We start from the raw sequence: 23,930 nt of genomic DNA, 5'->3' as shown, positions 1-23,930 counted from the left end.
CCGCGGTCCCGGGCGTTCACCTGTCCGGGGCCACGGCACCGGCAGCGGGACACTCGGACGTCACCAGCGGACGCCCGGACGTCACCAGCGGACGCCCGGACGTCACCAGCGGACGCCCGGACGTCACCAGCGGGCCGGCGGCGGTGCCGTCAGGTGCTCCGCCAGTCGCGCCACCCGGTCCCGCAGGCGGCGCCGGCCCCGCGGGGCCGGCAGGGCGTTCTCCCCGGCCGCCGCGCTGACCAGGTGCTGCACCGTGTCGAGGTCCAGTTCCGAACCGTCCGGGACGGCCAGGGTCTCGTGCGCCAGGGACGGGAGCTCGCCCTGCCCGGGGCCGAGGGCCAGGACCGTCGCTCCGGCGCGGCGGGCGTCGGACACCCGTTCCAGGAGTGGCGCGGCGGGCCCCTCGGGCGCCACCACCAGCAGCGTCTCGCCCCGCCGGGCCGCCGCCAGCCGCCCCGGACCGACCGCCAGGTGCGCCGGGTCCGAGGGGCGCGCGTCGTGCCGTACCAGCGTCGGGGCCAGCTCCGGTGTGCCCGACCAGGCCGCCTCGTCCACCAGGTGCGCGGCGAGGTGCCACGGCTCGTACTCCGGCGTGCCGACGAGCAGCAGCCCGCCCCCGTGCGACACCACCGAGCCGCGCAGCGCCCCCGCGAACCTCCGGGTGGCTCCCAGCCACTCCGTCCCGGCGAGCACTTCCCGCAGCAGCGCGACCCGTACCGCATCCATAGGACCGCATCCTGCCCCAAGCGGTCACCCGTGACGCGGAGTTCACCCCGCATTCGCCCGGGCTGGGTAGACCGACCGGTCATCCGTACCGCCGTCGAACGACCGCAGGAGCCCGCCGATGACCGAGGCCGGCGTCCCCTTCCGCTCCGGGCGGGAGGTTCCTGCGGGTGCCCGGGACGGAGCTGACCTGAGCCGTCCCGGGCGGCGGCGCGGTCGTAGAGTCTGGCCATGACCTCTACCGACAGTGCTGCCACCGACAACGCACAGAAGGCGCCCGCCAAGGACCCCTGGGATCTGCCCGACGTCTCCGGACTCGTGGTCGGGGTGCTCGGCGGAACCGGGCCGCAGGGCAAGGGCCTGGCCTACCGGCTCGCCAAGGCCGGCCAGAAGGTGATCATCGGCTCGCGGGCCGCCGACCGTGCCCGGGCGGCCGCCGGGGAACTCGGCCACGGGGTCGAGGGCGCCGACAACGCCGAGACCGCGCGCCGCAGCGACATCGTGATCGTCGCCGTGCCGTGGGACGGCCACGGCAAGACCCTCGAATCCCTGCGCGAGGAACTGGCCGGCAAGCTCGTCGTCGACTGCGTCAACCCGCTCGGCTTCGACAAGAAGGGCGCCTACGCGCTGAAGCCGGAAGAGGGCAGCGCCGCCGAGCAGGCCGCCGCCCTGCTGCCGGACTCCCGGGTCACCGCCGCCTTCCACCACCTGTCGGCCGTGCTGCTCCAGGACCCGGAGATCGACGAGATCGACACCGACGTGATGGTGCTCGGAGAGGTCCGCGCGGACGTGGAGATCGTCCAGGCCCTGGCCGGGCGCATCCCGGGCATGCGCGGCATCTTCGCCGGGCGGCTGCGCAACGCCCACCAGGTGGAGTCGCTGGTCGCGAACCTGATCTCCGTGAACCGCCGCTACAAGGCGCACGCCGGGCTCCGCATCACCGACGTGTGAGCCGGTGAGCTCGATGGGGGACACTGGACGGCACGAGCAGTACCGCAGTGTCCCCCGACAGGAGTCCCCCTCATGCCCCGCCTCGGCCTCTACGCCCTGATCGTCTGCGTCCTCTCCGTGGCCGCCGCCGTCGTCTCCTTCACGCGAGGCAGCTTCCTGGGGATCGTGTGGGTGCTGCTGGCGGGCCTGTCGTCCAACATGTGCTGGTACTACGTCAAGCGCGCCAGGCACCAGAAGTCCGTCACCGGCTGATCGCGCCCGTCACGGCGCCGCCGAGCAGAACTCGTTCGAGCCCTGCCAGAAGCGGTACAGCTCCTGACCGCAGTACGTCTCGAAGTCGCTGATCCCGAGGGACTTCAGGATCGTGTCGATCACGTCGAAGAAGACGCCGTTCACCGCCGGCAGCCACAGCAGCGCGAACACGAACAGCAGGCCGAACGGCGCGAACGGCTCCACCTGACGCCGGATGCTGTACGACAGCCACGGCTCGATCACGCCGTAGCCGTCCAGGCCCGGCACCGGCAGGAAGTTCAGCAGCGCGGCCGTCACCTGGAGCAGCGCGAGGAAGGCCAGCGCGAACCGGAAGTCGTTCGGCACGCCGTCCAGCGCGTCCAGCCAGAACGGGGCGGTGCAGACCACGGCGAACAGCACGTTCGTCAGCGGGCCCGCCGCCGAGATCAGACTGTGCTTCCAGCGGCCCCGGATCCGGTTGCGCTCGATGAACACGGCACCGCCGGGCAGGCCGATGCCGCCCATGATCACGAAGATCACCGGGAGCACGATGCTGAGCAGGGCGTGCGTGTACTTCAGCGGGTTGAGGGTCAGATAGCCCTTCGCTCCGATCGAGATGTCGCCGCTGTGCAGGGCGGTGCGTGCGTGCGCGTACTCGTGCAGGCACAGGGAGACGATCCACGCCGCCGTCACGAACAGGAACACGGCGACGCCGGGCTGCTCGGCGAACCCGGTCCAGGTCGCCCATCCCGTGACCGCCGTCACGGCGAGGATCCCGACGAACACGGGACTGATCCGCCGCTCGCTGTGGCGGGTGGTGGCGGTGGTCATGGGGCTCCCTGCACTCGTCGACACGGGGGTGGGACGGCCCGACGGTACCGGGCCCAGGAGAAAAACGTCTCGCGCGGGGCGGTCGTTCCGGGGAGGGTGGGTCCCCACTCGACGCCTCCCCCCACCCGCCCCTGACCCGCCCGCCGCACCGGTAATCGTCGTGACCCGTCCTTGTACTCCGGAGACAATGAGCCCGTGCACTACCGCATCCTCGGCACCACGCAGGCGCTCCGCAGTGACGGGACGGTCGTTTCGGTCGGTGGGGCGCGGTTGCGTGCGCTGCTGACCGTGCTCGCGCTGCGGGCCGGACGGACCGTGCCCGCGGGGCTGCTCGTCGACGAGGTGTGGGGCGGGCAGCCGCCCGCCGACGCGCACGGCGCGCTGCAGGCGCTGGTCGGGCGGTTGCGGCGGGCCCTCGGCGCTGCCGCGATCGCCTCCGCCGAGGGCGGGTACCGGCTCACGGCCGCCCCCGACGACGTCGACCTGCACCGGTTCGAGCGGCTGGCCGGCGAAGGACAGCGGGCCCTGGCCGACGGCGACCCCGCCAAGGCCGTCGTGGTCCTCGACGACGCCCTCGCCCTGTGGCGCGGCCCCGCCCTCGCCGACCTGCCCGACCGCACCGCCGAGGCGGCCCGCCGGGACACCCGCCGCCTGGACGTGCTGCGCGCCCGCCACACCGCCGCCCTCGCCCTCGGCCAGGCCGAGCAGTCCCTGCCGGAACTGACCGCCCTGTGCGACGGCCATCCCCTGGACGAGCCCCTCCAGGCGCTGCGTCTGCGCGCCCTGCGGGACGCCGGCCGCGCGGCGGAGGCGCTGGATGCCTACGAGGACGTCCGGCGCCTCCTCGCCGACCGCCTCGGCGCCGACCCGGGACCGGAACTGCGGTCCCTGCATGCGGAGTTGCTGAGCTTCGAGGACCCGCCCGTTCCCCAGGGGCCGGGCGCGTCCGTCGGCAACCTCCGCGCCCGGCTCACCTCCTTCATCGGCAGGGAGACGGACATCGAGACCATCCGCGGAGATCTCGCGGCGGCCCGTCTGGTCACCCTGCTCGGGCCGGGCGGCGCCGGGAAGACCCGGCTGTCGCAGGAGACCGCGGAGACCGTGCGCGAGGCCATGCCCGGCGGTGTGTGGCTCGCCGAACTCGCCCCCGTCGACGACCCGGACGCCGTACCGGAGGCCGTGCTCACCGCCGTCGGGGCCCGCGAGACCGTGCTGTACGGCGCCGGCGCCGAGGGCATCCGCGCCGCCGTCGCCGACCGGCTCGACGACCCCGTCGAGCGGCTCGCCGAGCACTGCTCCCGCCCCCGCATGCTGCTGATCCTCGACAACTGCGAGCACGTCGCCGACGCCGCCGCCCGGCTCACCGAGGAACTGCTGGCCCGGTGCCCGGACCTCACCGTCCTGGCCACCAGCCGCGAACCCCTCGGCGTGCCGGGCGAGTTGCTGCGGCCGGTGGAGCCGCTGCCCGAGCCGGTAGCGCTGCGGCTGCTGGCCGACCGGGGCGCGGCGGCCCGGCCCGGCTTCCGGATCGAGGACGACCCCGGGGCGTGCGCCGAGATCTGCCGGCGCCTCGACGGCCTGCCCCTGGCCATCGAACTGGCCGCCGCCCGGCTGCGGATGCTCACCCCGCGCCAGATCGCCGACCGGCTCGACGACCGCTTCCGTCTCCTCACCTCCGGCAGCCGCACCGTCCTGCCCCGCCAGCAGACCCTCAGAGCGGTAGTCGACTGGTCCTGGGACCTGCTCGACGAGGAGGAACGCGACGTCCTGCGGCGGCTGTCGGTGTTCGCCGGCGGCTGCGACCTGCCCGCCGCGGAGGCGGTGTGCGGACCGGCCGCCCTGGAGGCGCTCGGCTCCCTCGTCGACCGCTCCCTGGTCGTGGCCGCCCCGCCCGGCAGCCCGGCCGACGGGGAGATGCGCTACCGGCTCCTGGAGACCGTCGCCGAGTACGCCGGCGAACGACTGGACGAGTCCGGGCAGCGCGCCGACGCCGAGCGCGCCCATCTGACGTACTTCCGTGAACTCGCCCGTCTGACCGACCCGTTGCTGCGCGGCCCCGGCCAGCTCGCCGCGATCCACCGGCTGGAGCGGGAGTACGAGAACCTGCGCACCGCGCTGCGCCACGCCGTGGCCCTGCGCGATGAGCAGGAGGCGCTGTGCCTGGCGTTGTCCCTCGTCTGGTACTGGCAGATGCGCGACCTGCGCATCGAGGCGCGCAACTGGTGCCGCGAGGTCATGGCGCTCGGCCCCGACCCCTTCACCGAGCCCGTCCGCCCGGCCGTCGCGGTGTGGGAGCGCTGCACCGACGCCCCGCCCCCGATGACCGGCGAGGTCCTCGCGGAGGCTCGGCGCGGCATCCACCTCGCCCATCTCGCCTGCATGGACACCGAGCTGGACGCCTGGCAGAACCCCCGCTCCCAGGAGAAGCTGCGCGCCATCGCCCGGACCTACGAGCCCGGTCTGCCGCAGAACTGCCGGCTCCCCGGCCTGCTCTGGTTCTTCGCCGTGATGCTGACCGGCGACATGGACCGGCTGCGCGTCATCATCGACGCGTCCATCCGCACCTGCCGGCAGACCCCTGGTTTCGACTGGGAGCTCGCCTCCGGCCTCCAGATGCGGGCCAACTTCCTCGCCAACCGCACCGACTGGGCGGGCGACGCCGCCCGGGACGCCGACGAGGCACTGGAGATCTTCCGCCGCCTCAGCGACGACTGGGGCACCGCCGAGGCTCTCTCCGCACGCGCCGAGGCTCATGAGCGCAAGGGCGACTGCGCCGCGGCCGCCGCCGACTACGAAGCGGCCATCGTGCACGCCGAACGCCTCGGCGCCCGTGCCCAGGCGGCCGTTCTGCGCGCCCGGCTGGGCAACGTCCTGCTGGAGGCGGGCGAGGGCGAACGCGGCGAGCGGCTGCTGCGCGAGGTGATCGCCCAGCACCAAGACACGCACAGCGAGGCCATGCCCGCCGCCCGCCTCTTCCTGGCCGGCTGGCTGGGCATGACGGACCGCGTCCCCGAGGCGCGCGAGCACCTGCGGCGGCTGCGCCAGGACTTCCGCATCGCCCACTTCATCGTCTTCGACGCGTACATCCTCGGTGCGGAGGCGTGGCTGGATGCCACGGAGGGGCGGTACGACGAGTGCCTGCGCCGGATCCGTACGGGGATGGAGCGGGCGGCCGACCCGCTGTCCGAGGCCCTCACGCCTCATGTGCGCTCGGGATTCCTGATCATCGGCGCGCGGGCCCTGGCAGCCATGGACGGCGGAGGACGCGCCGCGGACGCGGCCCGTTGTCTGGGCGCCTTCGACGCCCTGCTGCCGCCCCGTCACGTCGCCCAGCGGCAGGAGCGCGAGACCCGCGAGCGGACGGAGCGGCGGGCCCGGGCGCTGCTCGGAGACGAGGCGTACGAGACCGCTTACGCGCAGGGCGGCGGCCTCTCCCCGGAGGAGGCCGCCGCCTTGCTGTGAGGCACCGGGCGCGCCCGGTCAGCTCTTGGTGCGGAACTTGTGGATCGCGACGGGCGCCATCACCGCCGTGATCGCCACCGACCAGCCGAGCGTCACCCACAGGTCGTCCGCGACCGGCCCGCCCACCATCAGACCGCGCGCGGCGTCCGCGAGCGTGGACAGCGGGTTGTAGTCGGTGAAGGCCTGGAGCCAGCCGGGCATGGACGTGGTCGGCGCGAAGATCGACGAGCCGAACTGGAGCGGGAACAGCACCAGGAAGCCCATCGCCTGCACGGACTGCGCACTCTTCATGATCACGCCCAGGGTGAGGAACACCCACATGATCGACGAGGCGAACGCGGTGGACAGCGCGACGGCCGCGAACAGCCCGGGCCAGTTGGTGATCTCGAACCCGACCGCCACGGAGACGATCATGAGGACCGCGGTCGCGAACAGCATCCGCAGCAGTTCCACGGAGATCTTCGCGAACAGGACCGAGCCGCGCCCGATGGGCAGGGACCGGAAGCGGTCCATGACACCGGAGTTGAAGTCCTGGCTGAAGCCGGTGCCGACCCCCTGGGACAGCGTCATGCTCATCATCGCGATCATGCCGGGGATCACGTACTGCACGTACTGGTCCTGCCCGCCGCCCAGCGCCTGCCCGATCGAGCCGCCGAACACGAACACGAACAGCAGGGTGAAGATGACCGGCATCAGCAGCGCGTCGGCCATCGACTCCGGGTCCTGGCGGATCCACAGCAGGTTCCGGCGGACGAGGGCACCGGTGTGCCGCACGTGCCCGCGCAGCGAGATGCGGGCGTCGTCCTTCGTCGCGGGGGCGGTAACGGTGGCGGCGCTCATACGGCGACCTCTTCGCGGTCCTCGGCGGGCGTGGTGTCCTGCGGGGCACTGGCACGGTGGCCGGTGAGGGACAGGAACACCTCGTCCAGGCTGGGCAGTTCGGTGGTGACGGCGGCGAGTGTGATGCCGCGGGAGGTGACGGCGCCCACGACGGCGGTGAGCTGCTCGTCGCTGAGGATTGGGACCAGCAGGGTGCCGGAGGCGCCGTCCACGGTGGTGGTCGCGAGGCCGGTGATGCCGAGCCCGTCCAGGTACCCGGCGAGCGGCCGCAGGTGCACGGCGTCGGCCGGCCGGATCCGCAGGGTCCGCCCGCCGACCTTGGCCTTGAGCTCCTCGATGCCCCCGCCCGCGACGACCCGGCCCTTGTCCACGACCGTCAGCTCGGAGGCGAGCTGCTCGGCCTCCTCCATGTACTGCGTGGTCAGCAGCACGGTCACACCGTCGCCGACCATGGCCTTGACCTCGTCCCACACCTCGTTGCGGGTGCGCGGGTCGAGCCCGGTGGTCGGTTCGTCGAGGAAGAGGACGGCGGGCCGGCCGATCATCGAGGCGGCCAGGTCGAGCCGTCGGCGCATACCGCCGGAGTAGGTGCTGGCGGGCCGCTTGGCGGCCTCGGTCAGCGAGAACCGCTCCAGCAGCTCGTCGGCCCGCCTGCGTGCCTCCTTGCGGGGCAGGTCGAGCAGCCGGCCGATCATGTACAGGTTCTCCCAGCCGGGGAGCTTCTCGTCGACGGAGGCGTACTGCCCGGTGAGGCCTATCACCCGCCGCAGGTGCCGCGGCTGCCGTACGACGTCGTAGCCGGCCAACGTGGCCTGGCCCGAGTCGGGTGCCAGCAGCGTGGACAGGATCCGCACGAGGGTGGTCTTCCCGGCGCCGTTCGGCCCGAGCACCCCCATCACGGTGCCCTCCCGCACCTCCAGGTCGACCCCGTCCAGGGCCCTGGTCTCCCCGTAGTGCTTCACCAGCCCCCGCACGGTCACAGCGGCGCCGCCGGTTGGTGTGTCGATTCGCGTCATGGGACAGACGGTCTCAGCGCCCACCGACACATCACCGACAAGCCGCCGACACCTCGACGACGGACACCGCAACCATCAATTGAGGAGCCACGACGGCGAGCAACCACGTCCGCGAGAGCGGCGCCGGTTTAAGGCGCAAAGAGGGGAACAGCCCGTCGGCTGGGGGAGGGCCGACGGGCTGTTCGTGGTACCGCTGTGGCTTCTAGTGGACGGAGTTCTCCTCCTGCGGGAACGTTCCGCCGACGACCTCGTCGGCGAACGCCTTCACCGCGTCGCCCATCACCTCACGCAGATTCGCGTACTGCTTCACGAACTTCGGCACCCGCCCACCGGTCAGGCCCAGCATGTCCGTCCACACCAGCACCTGCGCGTCGGTCTCGGGGCCCGCCCCGATCCCCACGGTCGGGATGTGCAGCACCCGCGTCACCTCGGCGGCCAGCTCCGCCGGGACCAGCTCCAGCACCACCGCGAACGCCCCCGCGTCCTGCACGGCCTTCGCGTCCCGCAGCAGCTGCTGGGCCGCCTCCTCGCCCCGGCCCTGCACGCGGTAGCCCATCGCGTTGACCGACTGGGGGGTCAGGCCGATGTGCGCCATGACCGGGATGCCGGACTCGACGAGCAGCCGGATCTGCTCGTGCGACCGCTCGCCCCCCTCCAGCTTCACCGCCTGCACGCCGGCCTCCTTCACCAGCCGGGTCGCCGAGCGCAGCGCCTGCACCGGACCCTCCTGGTAGGAGCCGAAGGGCAGGTCGCCGACGATCAGGGCACGGGAGGTGCCCCGTACGACCGCCGCCGACAGCATCGTCATCTCGTCGAGGGTGACGGGCACGGTCGTCTCGTAGCCGAGGTGGCAGTTGCCCGCCGAGTCGCCGACGAGCATCACCGGGATGCCGGCCTCGTCGAAGACGGACGCGGTCATCGCGTCGTACGCGGTGAGCATCGGCCACTTCTCGCCGCGCTCCTTGGCGGCGGCGATGTCCCGCACGGTGATACGGCGGGTGCCCTTGCCCCCGTACAGCGCCCTGCCGCTGTCGGAGGGCTTGGTCTGAGCAGTCTGGGCAGCCGGAAGCTGCGTCATGGCACGGCTCCTAACACGTCATCTCGAGGCGCCCTGACGGCGTCCCCGGACCACGTCCATGGTGGCACCTCGTGCCACCGAGGGCTAGAGGAGGCCCTGTGAGTTCCGTCCGGGCCGCGAAGGTCAAAGCAGCGTAAGATCCCGGTAAGACAATTCCAATACGAGACGGTCTCGTATCGAAATGGTTCTAGGCTCGGACCCATGACTCCTCCTGCCGACCCGGCCGCCCCCGCCGGCCCGCGCGTACCGGAAGCGGTGCACCGGCGCCGCTGGGCGATCCTCGGCGTCCTGATGCTCAGCCTGCTGATCGTGGTGCTCGACAACTCGATCCTGAACGTCGCCATCAAGACGATCTCCACCCCGGCCCCCACCGGCCTGGGCGCCACCCAGAGCCAGCTGGAGTGGGCGATCAACGCCTACACCCTCGTCTTCGCGGGCCTGCTGTTCACCGCCGGGCTGCTCGGCGACCGGCTGGGCCGCAAGAAGGTGCTGATCGGCGGTCTCGCCGTGTTCGGCCTCGGATCCGCGCTCGCCGCGTTCTCCGGCTCACCGGGCGAGCTGATCACCTTCCGGGCCGTGATGGGGCTGGGCGCCGCGTTCGTCATGCCCGCCACCCTCGCCGTCCTCATGAACGTCTTCGAGCGCGAGGAGCAGCCCAGGGCCATCGGCATCTGGGCGGGCGGTGTCGGCCTCGCGGTCGCCATCGGCCCGATCACCGGCGGCGTCCTGCTCGACCACTTCTGGTGGGGCTCGGTCTTCCTCGTCAACGTGCCGATCGTGGTGATCGGGCTCGCGCTGATGCTCTGGCTGGTGCCCGACTCGCGCGATCCGAGCCCGGGCCGGATCGACCCCGTCGGCGTCGTGCTGTCCGTCGTCGGCCTGGTGCTGCTCGTCTACGGCATCATCAAGGGCGGTCAGCACGCCGACTTCACCGACGCGGCCGTGCTGGCGACCATGGGCGCCGGTCTCGCCGTGCTCGTCGCCTTCGTCGTCTTCGAGAAGCGCAGCGACCACCCGTCGATAGACGTCACCTTCTTCAAGGACAAGGTCTTCTCGGCCGCCATCGCCGCCATCGCCTTGGTCTTCTTCGCACTGATGGGCGTGACCTTCTTCGCCGTCTTCTACACGCAGAGCGTGCGCGGCTACTCACCGCTGCAGACCGGTCTGCTGATGCTGCCGCTGGCCGCCGCCCAGCTGATCTTCGCGCCGCGCGCCCGGCTGGTGGTCGACCGCTTCGGCAACCGGGTCACCACCACGGCCGGCATGGTCGTCATCGCCGCCATGCTGGCCGCCTTCGCCACCCTGGACGCGGACACGCCCATCTGGATCCTGGAAGTGATCTTCTTCCTCATGGGGGCCGGGATGGCGCACATCATGACGCCGGTCAGCGTCGTCATCATGCAGGCCCTGCCCCGCGAGAAGGCCGGCTCCGCCTCCGCGCTCAGCAACACCTTCCGGCAGGTCGGCGGCGCCCTCGGCGTCGCCGTCCTCGGCTCGGTGCTGTCCACGGCGTACCGGACGGGCATCGAGGACAAGCTCGGGGTCCTGCCCCCGGCCCTGCGGCACACCGCCGGGGAGTCCATCGAGGCCACACTCGGCGTCGCGGACAAGCTGGGCCCGCGGGGCGAGTCCCTCGTCGCCCCGGCCTACGACGCGTTCCTGCACGCGATGCACACCACCGCCCTGTGGGGTGCGGGCGTCGCCCTGGCCGGCGCGGTCGTGGTGGCGCTGTTCCTGCCCGGCAAGCCGCCCGCGCCCCAGCAGGGCGAGGGGGAGAAGGAGTTGTCGCACACACGGGCGTAGGCCTGCGGAAGAATTCACCTTCCGTACCGCCAGGAACGGTCTCCACCCGGTCAGGAAAGGACGCAGCGACGTGAGCCTCGCCGAACGGCACTCTCCGCACGGCGGACCCGCGAGGGGCCGCCCCAGAAGCGAGGCCGTCGAGCGCGCCATCATCGAGGGCGTGATGAAGCTCCTGGAGGAGGGCGTTCCCCTCGCGGAGCTGTCCATCGAGCGCATCGCCCGCACCGCCGGCGTCGGCAAGGCCACCATCTACCGCCGCTGGAGCGGCAAGGAGGAACTCTTCGTCGACGTCGTGCGCGCCGCGGAGCCCCCGGACCCGCCGCTGCCCGGCACCTCCATGCGCGACGACCTCGTGGTCCTGCTGGAGCAGGTGCGCCGGCGCGGCCTGGCCAACCGCTCCTCGGCGATCCTGCACAGCGTGCAGGCCCAGATGAAGAGCAGCCCGAAGCTCTGGGCGGCGTACCACGCCACCGTCGTCGCCCCGCGCCGCCGGCTCGGCCTGGAGGTCCTGCGCCGCGGCCGGGAGAACGGCGAACTGCGCACGGACCTCGACCTCGAACTGCTGAACGACCTGTTCGTCGGCCCGGTCCTCGTGCGCGCCGTGCTGCGCCCCGACGCCGACCTCCCCGACGACCTCGCCGAGCAGGTCGTCGACACCCTGCTCGAAGGCCTGCGCCCCGGCGGCTCACCGTCCGTCAGATCCGCGTCCGGCGGCTCCTAGTGCCGCGACAGGCAACGTTCGCCCCTGCCGCGGCACTAGTGTGCGCGTTTCGTCACAGACGGCGCTTTCGCGGGGTCTGATCGGAACCCCCCGCGGGGACTCGGACGTCATCGCCCCCGTACGGCCGCCGGAGGGCGGCGGGAACGGAACGGATCATCCCCTAGGGTCGTAAGGACACGGGGGCGATGGTGTGCACGGCAGGCAGTGAGGCGACGGTATGGCGCAGCAGGCGTACATGACGGAGACGGACAACGGCGGCTCGGGGCCCGAGCACCGGGGAACCCGGCTTCGGCGCCTGTTCGACCGGCTGGCCGGCCCCTGGCGGGGCGACCCCCGGATCTGGCGGCGCGGACTGCTGGTCGCCGCGTGCGCGGTACTGCTGGCCCTGGTCATGGTGCTGCACTCCCGCATCCCGAACAAGATCGGCAACCTGGGCAGCCTCATCGAGACGTTCCTGCCCTGGCTGGGGCTGCTCGTCCCGGTGCTGCTCGTCCTCGCCCTGGTGCGCAGGTCGGCGACCGCACTGATCGCCCTGGTGCTGCCGTCCGCGGTCTGGCTGAACCTCTTCGGCGGCCTGCTCAGCGACAAGGCGGCGACCGGCGGCGACCTCACGGTGGTCACGCACAACGTCAACGCCGACAATCCGGACCCGTCCGGCACCGCCCGTGACGTGGCCGCCTCCGGCGCGGACGTGCTGGCCCTGGAGGAGCTGACACCCGCCGCCGTCCCGGCGTACGAGAAGGCGCTGGCGTCGACGTACCGCTACCACGCGGTGCAGGGCACGGTCGGCGTGTGGAGCAAGTACCCGCTGGGCGGCGTGCGCGACGTCGACCTCGACATGGGCTGGACGCGCGCGATGCGCGCCACCGTGACCGCCCCGTCCGGGCAGTTGGCGGTCTACGTCGCCCATCTGCCGTCCGTGCGCGTGAAGATGGAGGCCGGCTTCACGGCCCGCCAGCGCGACCGCAGCGCCGACTACCTGGGTGAGGCCATCGCCCACGAGCCGCTGAAGAACGTCGTCCTGCTCGGCGACCTCAACGGCACCATGAACGACCGTGCGCTCAACGCCGTCACCTCCCAGATGCGCTCCACGCAGGGCGCGGCCGGCAGCGGTTTCGGCTTCAGCTGGCCCGCGTCGTTCCCGATGGCGCGCATCGACCAGATCATGGTCCGGGGCCTGAAGCCGGAGAGCTCGTGGACCCTCCCGCAGACGGGCAGCGACCATCTGCCGGTGGCGGCTCGTGTGAGGGTCACCACAAGCGGCTCCTGAAAGCCGCTGGTCAGGGCTCTGCCGACAGAAGTCCGCACCTGAGGCGTGACGTCGTGGAATGGCGCGCCTGCGAGACTTTGTTCCGTACTTGAACATACGTGTACGGATCTCCAAGCAAGTCTCGAAAGGCTCACTCATGCCCCTGGCCCTGCTCGCCCTCGCCGTGGGCGCCTTCGGCATCGGTACGACCGAGTTCGTGATGATGGGGCTGCTGCCCGATGTCGCGGACGACCTGAACATCTCGATACCCGGCGCCGGCCACCTGGTGTCGGCGTACGCGCTGGGCGTCGTCATCGGCGCCCCGCTGCTGGCCGCGGTCACTGCCAGGATGTCCCGGCGCACGGTCCTGATCGGCCTGATGGGACTGTTCGTCGTGGGCAACGCCCTGTCGGCCCTCGCGCCGGACAACGGCTGGCTGCTGGCCGCCCGCTTCCTGAGCGGTCTGCCGCACGGCGCCTTCTTCGGCGTGGGCGCCGTCGTCGCGATGAACATGGTCGCCCCCGAACGCAAGGCACGCTCGGTCTCGCTGATGTTCCTCGGCCTGACCGTCGCGAACGTCCTGGGCGTGCCGGCCGCCACCCTCATGGGGCAGAACCTGGGCTGGAGGGCGACCTTCCTCGGCGTCAGCGCCATCGGCCTGGCGGCCATCGCCGCGCTCGCGCTCCTCATCCCGCACGACCACGAGCACACCACCGCCCAGGGCCTGCGCGGCGAACTCGCCGCCCTGCGCTCCCTGCCGGTCTGGCTGTCGCTCGGCACCACCGTCGCGGGCTTCGGTGCCCTCTTCGCGGCCTACAGCTACATCACGCCGATGCTCACGGACGCCGCCGGCTACGCCGACGCCAGCGTCACCCTGCTGCTGGCGCTGTTCGGTGTCGGCGCGACCGCCGGCAACCTGCTGGGCGGCCGCCTGGCCGACCACTCGCTGCGCGGCACGCTGTTCGGCGGCCTCACCTCCCTGGTGGCGGTGCTGGCGCTGTTCCCGCTGCTGATGCGCACGGAGCTCACGGCCGCCGTGGCCGTCGTCCTGCTCGGCATGGCGGCCTTCGCCACCGGCTCCCCGCTCCAGCTGATGGTCATGGAGAAGGCCTCCTCGGCCCCGTCCCTGGCCTCCTCCGCCAACCAGGCCGCCTTCAACCTGGCCAACGCCGGCGGCGCCTGGATCGGCGGCCTCGCGCTGGCCGCGGGCTTCGGCGTCACCTCCCCGGCCCTGGCCGGTGTGGCCCTGGCCGTCCTCGGCCTGGCCGTGGCGTCGCTGGCCTACGCGGTGGACCGGCGCCGGGCTCCGGTCACCGGACGCGAGCGGATCGTGGCGAGCCACGTCCCGCAGGAGGCGGAAGCGGCGCACCACTGACGGTTTCCGGTGGGCGGCGGCCCGGGGGGAGCACCTCGACCGCCGCAGCGGTACCGCCGAGCTACTCCCGCGGCTGGGTCGCGATCTGGACCAGGTTGCCGCAGGTGTCGTCGAAGACGGCCGTGGTCACCGGGCCCATGTCCACGGGCTCCTGGGTGAAGCGGACCCCGAGGCCGCTCAGGCGCTCGTACTCGGCCCGGACGTCGTCGACGGTGAACTGGGCGAGCGGGATGCCGTCGGCGGCGAGCGCGTCACGGTAGGGCTTGACGGCCGGATGACCGGCGGGCTCCAGGAGCAGTTCCGTGCCGTCGGGGTTCTCGGGGGAGACGACGGTCAGCCACCGGTCCGTCTCGCCCACGGGGACGTCGTGCTTCTTCACGAAGCCGAGGACCTCGGTGTAGAAGCGGAGGGCCTTGGCCTGGTCGTCGACGAAGACGCTGGTGAGCTGGATCTTCATGGGGTGCTCTCTTCGGGTCCGGGCGCTCCGCGTTCGAGCCGTCTCTCGGCGATGTGGCGCGGCGGGGGGCCGTGTTCAGGTCGTGGAAGGTGGGGTGCGCCCCTCAGAGCGACTCCCGCCACGCATTGGTGATCGGCAGGCGGCGGTCCTTGCCGAAGCCCTTCGGGGAGATCTTCGTGCCCGGCGGGTACTGGCGGCGCTTGTACTCGGCCGTGTCCACCATGCGCAGCGTCTTCGCGACCAGCTCCGCGTCGAATCCGGCCGCCACGATCTCGTCCGCGCCCCGGTCGTGGTCGACGTACAGCTCCAGGATCGCGTCCAGCACCGGGTAGTCGGGCAGCGAGTCCGTGTCCACCTGACCCGGGCGCAGTTCCGCGCTCGGGGGCTTGCTGATGGAGCTCTCCGGGATCGGCGGGGTCTGGCCGCGCTCCCCGGCGGCCCGGTTGCGCCACTCGGCGAGCCGGAAGACCGACGTCTTGTAGACGTCCTTGATGGGGCCGTACGCCCCGACCGAGTCGCCGTAGAGCGTCGAGTAGCCCACCGCCAGCTCCGACTTGTTGCCGGGCGCCAGGACGATGTGGCCCTCCTGGTTGGAGATCGCCATGAGCAGCGTGCCGCGCAGGCGGGACTGGAGGTTCTCCTCCGCAAGCCCCGTGAGCTCCAGCGCGCTCATGTAGGCGTCGAACATCGGCTCGATCGCGACCGTGCGGTAGTTCAGACCCGTGCGGCGGGCCAGTTCGGCCGCGTCGTCCTTGGAGTGGTCCGAGGAGTACTTCGACGGCATCGACACGCCGTAGACGTTCTGCGCGCCCACGGCGTCGCACGCGATCGCCGCGACCAGCGCCGAGTCGATACCGCCCGACAGGCCGATCAGGACCGAGGAGAAGCCGTTCTTCGCGACGTACGCCCGCAGGCCCACGACGAGCGCCGAGTAGACCTCCTCGTCGTCCTCCAGACGGTCCGCGTAGCCGCCCGTGAGCTCGGGCTCGTACGGGGCGAGCGGCTCCTCCGAGAGGACGACCCGGTCGATGCGCAGACCGTCGTCGACCACGCCCGTCGGCGCGTGCGCCGACGCGGCCGGCAGGTCCAGGTCCAGGACCACGCAGCCCTCGGAGAACTGCGGCGCCCGCGCCACGACCTCGCCGTATCTGTCGACCACGATCGAGTCGCCGTCGAACACCAGCTCGTCCTGGCCGCCGATCATGGCCAGGTACGCCGTGGTGCAGCCGGCCTCCTGGGCCCGCTTGCGGACCAGCTCCAGACGCGTGTCGTCCTTGTTGCGCTCATAGGGGGAGGCGTTGATCGAGACCAGCAGGCCCGCCTGCGCCGAACGGGCGGCGGGGACGCGCCCGCCGTCCTGCCACAGGTCCTCGCAGATGGCCAGGGCGACGTCCACGCCGTGCACCCGCAGCACCGGCATGCTGTCGCCGGGCACGAAGTAGCGGAACTCGTCGAACACCCCGTAGTTCGGCAGGTGGTGCTTGGCGTAGTTCAGGACCACCTCGCCGCGGTGCAGCACCGCCCCCGCGTTCTGCGGCGCGCCGGCCGGCTGGCCGTACTTCGGCTGGGCGGTCGCGGAGCGGTCGAGGTAGCCGACGATCACCGGCAGCTCTCCGAAGCCCTCGTCGGCCAGGCGCGCCGCGAGCGTGCGCAGCGCCGCGCGGGAGGCCTCCACGAAGGACGACCTGAGCGCCAGGTCCTCGACGGGGTACCCGGTCAGCACCATCTCCGGGAACGCCACGAGGTGCGCTCCCTGTTCGGCGGAGTGCCGGGTCCAGCGGACGATCGACTCGGTGTTCCCGGCGAGGTCGCCGACGCGGGCGTCGATCTGGTTCAGGGCGAGACGTAGTTGAGGCACGCCGCCCAGTGTAATCGTCAGTGCGACGCAATGGGTGGGGTGGGGCATCCCACACCGCCCGGGTCCCGTACGGAGGTCAGCGGCGCCGGTACGACTCGACGTGGCCGTTCGCGGGCGTGCCCACGCCGGTGACCGCTGCCCCACCGCGCTACGTCCGAGGCGTCGCGCCCCGCTGCTCGAGCATGTCGGCCATCAGGGAGATCTCCGACTGCTGAGCGTCCACCATGCCCTGCGCGAGCCGCTTCTCCACGCCGACCTGGCACTTGGCCACGCAGCCCTCGGCCATGTGGATGCCGCCCTTGTGATGGTCCGTCATCAGCTGGAGGTAGAAGACCTCCGCCTGCTTCCCGTCGAGCTCGCCGAGCTTCCTCATCTCGGAGTCGGCCGCCATGCCCGGCATCAGCGCGCCGTCCTTGCCGGACGCCATGCCGCCCATGTCCATCCAGGTCATCGGAGGCTCGGAGGACACCTTGGGCAGGGCCCACAGGTCGAGCCAGCCGAGCATCATGCCGCGCTGGTTGGCCTGCGTCTGGGCGATGTCGTACGCCAGGCGCCGGACCTCCTCGTCCTTCGTGCGGTCGCGCACGATGTACGACATCTCCACGGCCTGCTGGTGGTGCACCGCCATGTCCCGGGCGAACCCGGCGTCCGCGGACTCGGCGGACGGCGTCCTGCCGCCGCCGTCGTCCCCGGCGACCGCGTAGGTGATCGCGCCGGCGGCGACGAGCGTCGCCGCGGCGGCACCGGCGATCAGCCCGGCATGCCTCACTTCGACAGGCCGTTCGTGCAGGCGGCGCCCGGCTCGGGGGTCTGCTCGCCCTGGACGAACTTCTGGAAGAACGCGTCCACGTCCGGGTCGCTCGCGCCCGTCACCGTGCGCTGGTGGCCCCACGCCGAGAGCATGATCGGGTCCTTCTGGTCGTCCATCGGGCTCATCAGCGTGTACGGCGTTTTCTTCACCTTCGCCGCGAGCGCGTCGACGTCGGCCTTCTTCGCGTCGGCGTTGTACGTCACCCACACCGCCCCGTGCTCCAGCGAGTGCACGGCGTTGGTGTTGTTCACCCGCTCGGTGTAGACGTCGCCGTTGCAGTTCATCCAGACCTGGTTGTGGTCACCGCCGACCGGCGGCTCGGAGGCGTACTTCACGGCCTTGGCGACGTGGTTGCGGGAGAGCTTCCCCTCCCAGGTCTTCACGCCGTCCTTGCCCGTCACGAACCTGCCCTTGCCCGAGGAGTCGCTCGACGCCGCGGTGTCACTGCCCTTGTCGTCCTGGGACCGCACGAGCACGACGCCGCCGACCACGAGTCCGGCGACGACCACCACACTGGCCGCGATCGTGAGGACCCGGTTGCGACGCTCACGGGACTGCTCGGCGCGCCGCATCTCCTCTATTCGCGCCCTGCGGTCCGTGTTGGTCTTCTTGGCGGAGCCCATGAGGTGTCCTTCGTGGGAAAAGTGACAGTCGGGTGGCCTGATCGTAATGGGGGAGACGGGGCGCCTCGTAGAGCGGCCACCGGAATGGGCCGAATCGATACGGCACCGACAGCAGCGCGACAGGTTCACCGGCTCCCGGGCCGGTCTCCCGCCGGATAATTTGAACGCAGGATTCCTATTACCTACGCTGCCTGCATGCGGCTGCTGCGCTCCACCGACCTCGCCCTGCGGGTCCTGATGCGGCTCGCCGTCGCGGGCGGGTCGAGTCCGACGACCCGGGACGTCGCCGACGGCATGGACGTGCCGTACACCCACCTGGCGAAGGTGGTCGCCGAGCTCCAGCACATGGGCCTGCTCGAGGCCCGGCGCGGCCGGGGCGGCGGGCTCACCCTCACCGAGCGGGGCCGCACGGCCTCGGTGGGCGCCGTGGTCCGTGCCTTCGAGGGCAGCGGCGACGTCGTCGACTGCGAGGGCCCCACCCCTTGCCCCCTCAACTCCGCCTGCCGTCTGCGCGGCGCCCTGCGCCGGGCCCAGGAGGCGTTCTTCGCCTCACTGGACCCGGTCACGATGGAGGACCTCGTGGCGGAGCCGACCGGGGTGCTGCTGCTGGGCATCTCGCGGGGCGTCGATCCCCGCGAGGTCTAGGCCGCCCTGAACCGAGGGCTCCCTCAGGCCTGCCCCGCCAGCCACAGGTCCGGGCCGAACACCTCGTAGTGGATGTCCGCGGGGGCCACGCCCTTCGCGATCAGCTGGGTCCGCACCGCCCGCATGAAGGGGAGCGGTCCGCAGAGGTACGCGCGCGTGCCCGGGGCGAGCGGAACGCCGGTGAGGTCGACCAGGCCCGGGTGGGTGCCCGCCGGGGCGTCCTGCTCGTACCAGAAGTGGACGGACGCGTCCGGGAGTTTGGCCGCGTAGGCCTCGTGGTCGGTGCGCAGGGCGTGGGTCGCGGGGGAGCGGTCGGCGTGCACGACGGTGACCGGGGCGCGGTGCCCCGAGTCGGCGAGGTGCGCCAGCATCGCGGCGATCGGGGTCACGCCGATGCCGGCCGAGGCCAGCAGCAGCGGCGTGCCGGAGCCGGCGTCCAGGACCAGGTCGCCGTACGGCTCGGACAGTTCCAGGACGTCACCCACCTCCACGCGCGCGTGGAGGTGGTTCGAGACCTCGCCGTCGGGGGCGCCGGCCGTCCGCACGCGCTTCACGCTGATCTGCCGCAGGTCCGGACCGGGCGCCCCGGACAGGCTGTACTGCCGTATCTGGCGGGCACCGTCTGTGAGGGTGACGCGGACGGAGACGTACTGGCCCGCGAGGAAGTCCCGCACCGGGCCGCCGTCGGCCGGCCGCAGCCGGAAGGTCACGACGTCCGCGGTCTCGGCGACCCGCTCGACGACCTCCCAGGTCCGCCAGGCGGGCCCGTCGTGCTCCTCGCGCAGCCGCCGCTCGACGGCGATGAGCGCGTTCGCCATCAGCCAGTAGACCTCCTCCCAGGCGGCGGCGACCTCCGGAGTGACCGCGTCGCCGAGCACCTCGGCGATGGCGGCGAACAGGTGCTCGTGGACGACGCCGTACTGCTCCGGCGTGACGCCGAGCGAGGCGTGCTTGTGGGCGATGCGCCGCAGCATCGCGTCCGGCCGCTGCCCCGGACGGTCCAGCAGGTGCGTGGCGAACGCGGCGATGGAACCGGCCAGGGCCTGACGCTGGGTGCCGGCGGCCTGGTTGCCCCGGTTGAACAGGTCCCGCAGCAGCTCCGGGTGGGCCTCGAACAGCCCGGCGTAGAAGCGCTCGGTGATGGTGCCGAGGGCCGCGCCGACGGCGGGGAGTGTGGCGCGGACGGTGGCGGCGGACTGCTCGGTCAGCATCTGGGCTCCTCAGGGCTCGACTGGGGGCACGCTATTTAAAGTTGCATCTGAGATGCAAATTAAGCGGGCCGGGCGGCGAAAGGAACCGGCCGTTACGGATACGGGTGCGAGCAGGCACTATGGGCGGAAGAGCAGTCCACCTGCCGTATGCGAGGCGTTCGACCCCGGGTCGGCCGGGCGATCATGGTCCGCAACGCGTACGAAATCGTCGTGTGGTGGGATGCTCAGGTGCCCGACCGCCTCCCGTGGTACGGAAGAGAAGGCGGCCTGACCAGCAAGGATGGGGAAGCGGAAGATGGACAAGCAGCAGGAGTTCGTGCTCCGGACGTTGGAGGAGCGCGACATCCGGTTCGTACGCCTGTGGTTCACGGACGTGCTGGGCTTCCTCAAGTCGGTCGCCGTGGCCCCGGCCGAGCTGGAGCAGGCCTTCGACGAGGGCATCGGCTTCGACGGATCGGCGATCGAGGGCTTCGCCCGGGTCTACGAGTCCGACATGATCGCCAAGCCGGACCCGTCGACCTTCCAGATCCTGCCCTGGCGGGCGGAGGCCCCGGGCACGGCCCGCATGTTCTGCGACATCCTCATGCCGGACGGCTCCCCGTCCTTCGCCGACCCGCGCTACGTGCTCAAGCGTGCCCTGGCCCGCACCTCCGACCTGGGCTTCACCTTCTACACCCACCCGGAGATCGAGTTCTTCCTGCTGAAGGACCGGCCGCTGGACGGCAGCCGTCCGGTGCCCGCCGACAACTCCGGCTACTTCGACCACACCCCGACCAACGTCGGCATGGACTTCCGCCGCCAGGCGATCACCATGCTGGAGTCGATGGGCATCTCGGTCGAGTTCTCCCACCACGAGGGCGCCCCCGGCCAGCAGGAGATCGACCTCCGCTACGCCGACGCGCTCTCGACGGCCGACAACATCATGACGTTCCGCCTCGTCATGAAGCAGGTGGCCCTGGAGCAGGGCGTGCACGCCACGTTCATGCCGAAGCCGTTCTCCGAGCACCCCGGCAGCGGCATGCACACCCACCTGTCGCTCTTCGAGGGCGACCGCAACGCCTTCTACGAGTCGGGCTCGGAGTACCAGCTCTCCAAGGTGGGCCGCTCCTTCATCGCGGGCCTGCTGCGGCACGCGGCGGACATCTCCGCCGTCACCAACCAGTGGGTGAACTCCTACAAGCGCATCTGGGGCGGCGCGGAGCGCACCGCGGGCGCGGGCGGCGAGGCCCCCTCCTACATCTGCTGGGGCCACAACAACCGCTCAGCGCTGGTCCGCGTCCCGATGTACAAGCCCGGCAAGACGGGCTCGGCGCGGGTCGAGGTCCGCTCCCTCGACTCCGGCGCCAACCCCTACCTGGCCTACGCGGTCCTGCTGGCCGCCGGCCTCAAGGGCATCGAGGAGGGCTACGAGCTCCCGCCGGGCGCCGAGGACGACGTCTGGGCCCTCTCCGACGCGGAGCGCCGCGCGATGGGCATCGAGCCGCTCCCCCAGAACCTGGGCGAGGCCCTGACCCTCATGGAACGCAGCGACCTCGTCGCCGAGACCCTCGGCGAACACGTCTTCGACTTCTTCCTGCGCAACAAGCGGCAGGAGTGGGAGGAGTATCGGTCCGAGGTGACGGCGTTCGAGCTGCGGAAGAACCTTCCGGCGCTGTAGGGCGAGGCGACGAAGCGTCCGTCCGCTGCGGATGTGACGAGAGGGGCTGTCGGTCGTGGACCGGCAGCCCTTTCAGCTTCCCGGGGACGTACCACCCGAGCCGCATGATCGCCATCGATTCCCTGGACTTTTCCTGACGCGATCACAGGCCACTCAGGAACGTGTCCTCGACGCTAGAATGTCAGCGCTTCTTATCGGTGCACGAACGCCATGGGACAGGGGTGCATGAATTGACGGCCCGGGAAGCGCTCCCCAAGCATGTACCAATTATCGCGGAGCACGACACGTGGATAAGTGTCGATCCCATCGTTGGCTGTCCTGCGAATTGTTCCTACTGCTATCTGGGGCCGATCGGACTGAAAGCGCGTCTGCCGCAGCCGCGAGTTTCACCTGGGCGGGCGGTGGAGATGCTGTGTGAGTACCTCGATGAAACTCGCAGCCACATGGGCGGTGACATTGATTCCACACCGGTATGTCTCGGAAACTATACGGACATGCTGCTGACCGCAGCCAACCAGGACTATCTCCGCGCCTTCGCCACCGAACTGGCCGGTGCCGATCTCTCGCGGCCGTTGGTGGTGGTGACGAAGGGACGTATGCCGCGTCCCCTGGCCCTGGCTCTGGATGACCTGAACATTGCCGTGGTGATTTTCTGCTCGCAGTCCTTTCACCGGACGACGCTGGAGCTACGCACAGAGAAGGGGCCCGTCCTCGCCCCGGATCAGACGTTCGATGCCGGAGCGGAGTGTCGCGATATCAAGAACATCGCAATGGTGCACTTCTGGCGACCCGTCGTGAGGAAGTCCGTGCCCTCCGCGGATTGGGCCGTCCGAGCCGTACGCCGGCTGAAGGATTCAGGCTATCGCTGTTCGGTGGCGATCGGCCTATCCGTAGGAGCGGGAATCGCTCAAGAGGAACTCGTTCAGACAGGCTTGCTGGAAGGGACTGCCGAAGCACGCGACGAGTTGTGGGACGCGGAAGCCTGGCAGGACATCAATTCCGCCGCGGCTGCCGTCGGCTACCCGGTCTACCGGAGCACCTCGTGTGCCATTGCACTGGCCACGGGCCGAGCGGAAGCTCTCGGCGTATGGGACTGCCGGCGGGGTGCTGCTGAACAGTGCCTGCCGTGCCATTGTCCGAGGACCCAGCGAGACCTCTGTCAGTCTCGGACTCTTCAGCCGGAGGTCGCGCAGGAGCACTTGGCCTGGATCGCGGACACACTCGGAAGCAGCATGTCGGGCCTTGAGGTGTTACCAGGCCGCCGCGTCCGGACAGGCGGGAGGGTTCGGCAGTCGATGATCAGCCTGACGCTGCACAAGTATCAGATCGAACTGCTACCTGAATCGATTTCAGCCGAGCGGGCATGGCTCGGCAGGTTCGGTAGGGAGAGCGGCAATGAATAGGTCTGGAACCATGGTGTCGGAAGTTCTGCCGACCTGGCTGACTTGTGCCGCGAAACGACTGCAGGCCATTACCGGTTTTGTGACCGTGCACCCCAATGGGGGTGATCCACGAACCCTTGCTTTCTCGCGCTACGAGCATGTGGCGAGGGTCGCCTCTCTGGCCTTGCTGGTAGGGGAGGAGCGTAGGTTGCCCAGGGCGGAGGTGTTGCTGTTCTCGTGGCTGCACGACATCAATCGGTGGCCGTTCGCGCACAACGCCGAAAAGGGTCACTTCGACGGCGCCGATGACATGGAACGTTTTATCGAGGGCAGACTGCCGGAAGCGACCGTGAGCCAAGCGGCGGACATTGCGCGAAAGCGTGTCTCAGATCTGAGCCAGGCGGCACGTGCGGTACTTCTGGCTGATATCGTCACGGGCTTTTTCGAGGACACCCTGTTCACGATCACTGGCCTGAACCTATCACCCTCGGAACTTCCGGACGGTGCCTTCGACGTGCTCCGCCTGCCGGTCGGGGATTACGCCTTCCTGGAGGAACTTCAGCACCTCTACCTGCTGTTGAACCGAGAGGCGGACGTGGCCAGATACAACCGTGATTTCAATTCTCTTGTCTTCAGGTCGGCACGAAAATTCTTGGCGGAGCATGACTTTCTGAACATGGACCCCCTCGAGAGCGAGAGGTTCTGGCGTATCCGCTCCGCACTGCGCTACGACTATCTGGAGCAGTACATCTTTCCACTGAACAACGAAAAGGTGTGCCACGGAGAGATGATCCGGAGAATCCTCGTGGACCCTGTGGTCAGTCGGCTGGGAGGGAACGCTGAAGCTTGTCTGACCCGGTGGACCGAAGTCGACATGGTCGCCTATGTGCTACGGGAAGGGCTGGTGGCTGAGGAAACAGTCAGCGCACTCGAACCGAGATTGGACTATATTTCGGACGTCGATCCCGGCCGTTGCTTCATATAGGCAGGCGCCCGAGCGGGCGGC

The 23,930-nt window shown here is 70.7% G+C and carries 21 protein-coding genes; 11 read left to right on the top strand and 10 right to left on the bottom strand.

The window, feature by feature from the left end:
• Window positions 1-123: 123 nt before the first annotated feature.
• A complete protein-coding gene (locus IGS69_RS09330) occupies window positions 124-726 on the bottom strand; it encodes a hypothetical protein (RefSeq protein ID WP_190898255.1) in 603 nt (200 codons plus the stop codon).
• Between the two features lie 228 nt (window positions 727-954).
• Here IGS69_RS09330 and npdG point away from each other — a divergent pair, with 228 nt between their 5' ends.
• A complete protein-coding gene (gene npdG / locus IGS69_RS09325) occupies window positions 955-1,674 on the top strand; it encodes an NADPH-dependent F420 reductase (protein ID WP_190898254.1) in 720 nt (239 codons plus the stop codon).
• Between the two features lie 72 nt (window positions 1,675-1,746).
• Complete coding sequence (locus tag IGS69_RS09320) at window positions 1,747-1,926, top strand: hypothetical protein (protein WP_190898253.1); 180 nt, start codon at window positions 1,747-1,749, stop codon at window positions 1,924-1,926.
• Window positions 1,927-1,935: 9 nt separating this feature from the next.
• Here the strand turns inward: IGS69_RS09320 and IGS69_RS09315 are convergent, their stop codons facing one another.
• The gene (locus IGS69_RS09315) at window positions 1,936-2,736 is read right to left on the bottom strand and encodes a site-2 protease family protein (protein ID WP_190898252.1); all 801 of its coding nucleotides are present in this window, start codon (window positions 2,734-2,736) and stop codon (window positions 1,936-1,938) included.
• 195 nt (window positions 2,737-2,931) lie between these two features.
• On the opposite strand from IGS69_RS09315, the gene IGS69_RS09310 reads away from it, so the two are divergent.
• Complete coding sequence (locus IGS69_RS09310; protein ID WP_232543463.1) at window positions 2,932-6,198, top strand: BTAD domain-containing putative transcriptional regulator; 3,267 nt, start codon at window positions 2,932-2,934, stop codon at window positions 6,196-6,198.
• An 18-nt stretch (window positions 6,199-6,216) separates the two neighbouring features.
• Here the strand turns inward: IGS69_RS09310 and IGS69_RS09305 are convergent, their stop codons facing one another.
• The 3 genes from IGS69_RS09305 to panB form a co-directional block, all read right to left on the bottom strand.
• Window positions 6,217-7,038 (bottom strand): ABC transporter permease, encoded by an 822-nt coding sequence (locus tag IGS69_RS09305; protein ID WP_190898249.1) that lies wholly within the window; start codon window positions 7,036-7,038, stop codon window positions 6,217-6,219.
• A complete protein-coding gene (locus tag IGS69_RS09300; RefSeq protein ID WP_190898248.1) occupies window positions 7,035-8,054 on the bottom strand; it encodes an ATP-binding cassette domain-containing protein in 1,020 nt (339 codons plus the stop codon). The genes IGS69_RS09305 and IGS69_RS09300 overlap by 4 nt, the downstream gene beginning before the upstream one ends.
• 202 nt (window positions 8,055-8,256) lie before the next feature.
• The gene (panB, locus tag IGS69_RS09295) at window positions 8,257-9,132 is read right to left on the bottom strand and encodes a 3-methyl-2-oxobutanoate hydroxymethyltransferase (RefSeq protein WP_190898247.1); all 876 of its coding nucleotides are present in this window, start codon (window positions 9,130-9,132) and stop codon (window positions 8,257-8,259) included.
• Window positions 9,133-9,333: 201 nt separating this feature from the next.
• Here panB and IGS69_RS09290 point away from each other — a divergent pair, with 201 nt between their 5' ends.
• The 4 genes from IGS69_RS09290 (at window position 9,334) to IGS69_RS09275 (ending at window position 14,280) form a co-directional block, all read left to right on the top strand.
• Window positions 9,334-10,935, top strand: coding sequence for an MFS transporter (locus IGS69_RS09290; RefSeq protein WP_190898246.1), 1,602 nt, complete (start codon window positions 9,334-9,336; stop codon window positions 10,933-10,935).
• A 70-nt stretch (window positions 10,936-11,005) separates the two neighbouring features.
• Window positions 11,006-11,656 (top strand): TetR/AcrR family transcriptional regulator, encoded by a 651-nt coding sequence (locus IGS69_RS09285; protein WP_031102819.1) that lies wholly within the window; start codon window positions 11,006-11,008, stop codon window positions 11,654-11,656.
• A gap of 217 nt (window positions 11,657-11,873) precedes the next feature.
• Window positions 11,874-12,926, top strand: a complete 1,053-nt coding sequence (locus tag IGS69_RS09280; protein WP_190898245.1) for an endonuclease/exonuclease/phosphatase family protein — start codon at window positions 11,874-11,876, stop codon at window positions 12,924-12,926.
• 136 nt (window positions 12,927-13,062) lie between these two features.
• A complete protein-coding gene (locus tag IGS69_RS09275) occupies window positions 13,063-14,280 on the top strand; it encodes an MFS transporter (RefSeq protein ID WP_190898244.1) in 1,218 nt (405 codons plus the stop codon).
• A 61-nt stretch (window positions 14,281-14,341) separates the two neighbouring features.
• Here the strand turns inward: IGS69_RS09275 and IGS69_RS09270 are convergent, their stop codons facing one another.
• The 4 genes from IGS69_RS09270 to IGS69_RS09255 all read right to left on the bottom strand — a co-directional run bounded on the left by IGS69_RS09270 (window position 14,342) and on the right by IGS69_RS09255 (window position 18,029).
• A complete protein-coding gene (locus tag IGS69_RS09270) occupies window positions 14,342-14,737 on the bottom strand; it encodes a VOC family protein (protein WP_190898242.1) in 396 nt (131 codons plus the stop codon).
• Window positions 14,738-14,840: 103 nt separating this feature from the next.
• Complete coding sequence (locus IGS69_RS09265) at window positions 14,841-16,595, bottom strand: NAD+ synthase (RefSeq protein WP_190898241.1); 1,755 nt, start codon at window positions 16,593-16,595, stop codon at window positions 14,841-14,843.
• A gap of 148 nt (window positions 16,596-16,743) precedes the next feature.
• The gene (locus IGS69_RS09260) at window positions 16,744-17,364 is read right to left on the bottom strand and encodes a DUF305 domain-containing protein (protein WP_190898240.1); all 621 of its coding nucleotides are present in this window, start codon (window positions 17,362-17,364) and stop codon (window positions 16,744-16,746) included.
• A complete protein-coding gene (locus tag IGS69_RS09255; RefSeq protein ID WP_190898239.1) occupies window positions 17,361-18,029 on the bottom strand; it encodes a DUF3105 domain-containing protein in 669 nt (222 codons plus the stop codon). Before IGS69_RS09255 ends, IGS69_RS09260 begins: the two co-directional genes overlap by 4 nt.
• Window positions 18,030-18,224: 195 nt before the next feature.
• Here IGS69_RS09255 and IGS69_RS09250 point away from each other — a divergent pair, with 195 nt between their 5' ends.
• Window positions 18,225-18,674 (top strand): RrF2 family transcriptional regulator, encoded by a 450-nt coding sequence (locus tag IGS69_RS09250; RefSeq protein ID WP_190898238.1) that lies wholly within the window; start codon window positions 18,225-18,227, stop codon window positions 18,672-18,674.
• 23 nt (window positions 18,675-18,697) lie between these two features.
• On the opposite strand, the gene IGS69_RS09245 is transcribed toward IGS69_RS09250, so the two are convergent.
• Window positions 18,698-19,885 carry a globin domain-containing protein gene (locus tag IGS69_RS09245; RefSeq protein ID WP_190898237.1) on the bottom strand — a complete coding sequence of 396 codons (1,188 nt, stop codon included), beginning with the start codon at window positions 19,883-19,885 and terminating at the stop codon, window positions 18,698-18,700.
• 295 nt (window positions 19,886-20,180) lie between these two features.
• Between IGS69_RS09245 and glnA the strand changes: the two genes are divergently transcribed.
• The 3 genes from glnA (at window position 20,181) to IGS69_RS09230 (ending at window position 23,909) form a co-directional block, all read left to right on the top strand.
• On the top strand, window positions 20,181-21,542 hold the full coding sequence (gene glnA / locus IGS69_RS09240; RefSeq protein WP_185014797.1) for a type I glutamate--ammonia ligase: 1,362 nt from the start codon (window positions 20,181-20,183) through the stop codon (window positions 21,540-21,542).
• A 494-nt stretch (window positions 21,543-22,036) separates the two neighbouring features.
• A complete protein-coding gene (locus IGS69_RS09235) occupies window positions 22,037-22,945 on the top strand; it encodes a hypothetical protein (RefSeq protein WP_190898235.1) in 909 nt (302 codons plus the stop codon).
• Window positions 22,946-22,958: 13 nt separating this feature from the next.
• Window positions 22,959-23,909 carry an HD domain-containing protein gene (locus IGS69_RS09230; RefSeq protein WP_190898234.1) on the top strand — a complete coding sequence of 317 codons (951 nt, stop codon included), beginning with the start codon at window positions 22,959-22,961 and terminating at the stop codon, window positions 23,907-23,909.
• Window positions 23,910-23,930: the final 21 nt, after the last annotated feature.

It is taken from the genome of Streptomyces tuirus (assembly GCF_014701095.1).
GTDB classification, from domain to species: Bacteria; Actinomycetota; Actinomycetes; order Streptomycetales; family Streptomycetaceae; genus Streptomyces; species Streptomyces tuirus.
The sequence above is the reverse complement of the archived record's forward strand: the minus strand, read 5'-3'. Positions and strand labels throughout refer to the sequence as shown.